The 1,770-nt window shown below is 48.3% G+C and carries 1 rRNA gene; it reads right to left on the reverse strand.

Annotation, left to right across the window (positions count from 1 at the left end):
* Positions 1–40 precede the first annotated feature (40 nt).
* Positions 41–1,593, reverse strand: a 16S ribosomal RNA gene (locus tag KA894_RS14410).
* Positions 1,594–1,770 lie beyond the last annotated feature (177 nt).

Here is a 1,770-nt window from a genome sequence, read left to right on the forward strand (position 1 = left end):
TGTTCATCTTCTAAAGAAGATGTTCCGAATATATCCTTAGAAAGGAGGTGATCCAGCCGCACCTTCCGATACGGCTACCTTGTTACGACTTCACCCCAATCATTTGTCCCACCTTCGACGGCTAGCTCCATAAATGGTTACTCCACCGGCTTCGGGTGTTACAGACTCTCGTGGTGTGACGGGCGGTGTGTACAAGACCCGGGAACGTATTCACCGTAGCATGCTGATCTACGATTACTAGCGATTCCAGCTTCATGTAGTCGAGTTGCAGACTACAATCCGAACTGAGAACAACTTTATGGGATTTGCATGACCTCGCGGTTTAGCTGCCCTTTGTATTGTCCATTGTAGCACGTGTGTAGCCCAAATCATAAGGGGCATGATGATTTGACGTCATCCCCACCTTCCTCCGGTTTGTCACCGGCAGTCAACTTAGAGTGCCCAACTTAATGCTGGCAACTAAGCTTAAGGGTTGCGCTCGTTGCGGGACTTAACCCAACATCTCACGACACGAGCTGACGACAACCATGCACCACCTGTCACTTTGTCCCCCGAAGGGGAAGACTCTATCTCTAGAGTTGTCAAAGGATGTCAAGATTTGGTAAGGTTCTTCGCGTTGCTTCGAATTAAACCACATGCTCCACCGCTTGTGCGGGTCCCCGTCAATTCCTTTGAGTTTCAACCTTGCGGTCGTACTCCCCAGGCGGAGTGCTTAATGCGTTAGCTGCAGCACTAAGGGGCGGAAACCCCCTAACACTTAGCACTCATCGTTTACGGCGTGGACTACCAGGGTATCTAATCCTGTTTGATCCCCACGCTTTCGCACATCAGCGTCAGTTACAGACCAGAAAGTCGCCTTCGCCACTGGTGTTCCTCCATATCTCTGCGCATTTCACCGCTACACATGGAATTCCACTTTCCTCTTCTGCACTCAAGTTTCCCAGTTTCCAATGACCCTCCACGGTTGAGCCGTGGGCTTTCACATCAGACTTAAGAAACCGCCTACGCGCGCTTTACGCCCAATAATTCCGGATAACGCTTGCCACCTACGTATTACCGCGGCTGCTGGCACGTAGTTAGCCGTGGCTTTCTGATTAGGTACCGTCAAGACGTGCACAGTTACTTACACATTTGTTCTTCCCTAATAACAGAGTTTTACGATCCGAAGACCTTCATCACTCACGCGGCGTTGCTCCGTCAGGCTTTCGCCCATTGCGGAAGATTCCCTACTGCTGCCTCCCGTAGGAGTCTGGACCGTGTCTCAGTTCCAGTGTGGCCGATCACCCTCTCAGGTCGGCTACGTATCGTTGCCTTGGTAAGCCATTACCCCACCAACTAGCTAATACGGCGCGGGTCCATCTATAAGTGATAGTAAAACCATCTTTCACTTTAGAACCATGCGGTTCTAAATATTATCCGGCATTAGCCCCGGTTTCCCGGAGTTATTCCAGTCTTATAGGTAGGTTACCCACGTGTTACTCACCCGTCCGCCGCTAACGTCAAAGGAGCAAGCTCCTTATCTGTTCGCTCGACTTGCATGTATTAGGCACGCCGCCAGCGTTCATCCTGAGCCAGGATCAAACTCTCCATAAAAAATTATGATGTTTGATTAGCTCATAAAATACTAATTTGTGTTATCAATAACACGGTGTTATTGAATAAAAATTTAATGGTGAATTCCGAATAAACGTTGACATATTGCAATTCAGTTTTCAATGTTCAAATATAAATAATTGCCTAAATAGCGTACCATCTTTGTTTACGTATAGT

This window comes from Staphylococcus sp. GDY8P131P (assembly GCF_017891975.1).
Taxonomy (GTDB): Bacteria; Bacillota; Bacilli; order Staphylococcales; family Staphylococcaceae; genus Staphylococcus; species Staphylococcus nepalensis.